Below are 233 nucleotides of genomic sequence, written 5' to 3' on the forward strand. Positions count from 1 at the left end.
CGCGCATCCTCGGGCTGGTAGAGAAGGCGGCATGCCGCAAGGCCAAGACTGAGCGGTTCATCGCGGCCTTCGCGCGATACTACACGCCCGCGGTCGTCGGCCTCGCCGCCCTGATCGCCGTGGCGCCGCCGCTGGTTCTGCCAGGGCAGGTGTTCTCAGCCTGGATTCACCGGGCGCTTGTACTGCTTGTAATCTCGTGTCCGTGTGCCCTGGTGATCTCGGTTCCCCTGTCA

1 protein-coding gene is annotated in these 233 nt (G+C 66.1%); it reads left to right on the top strand.

The features are described 5' to 3' along the window. On the top strand, window positions 1-233 hold a 233-nt coding region (locus NUW23_11155), incomplete at both ends, for a heavy metal translocating P-type ATPase (GenBank protein MCR4426721.1).

Source organism: Bacillota bacterium, assembly GCA_024655925.1.
Taxonomy (GTDB): Bacteria; Bacillota; DTU025; order DTU025; family JANLFS01; genus JANLFS01.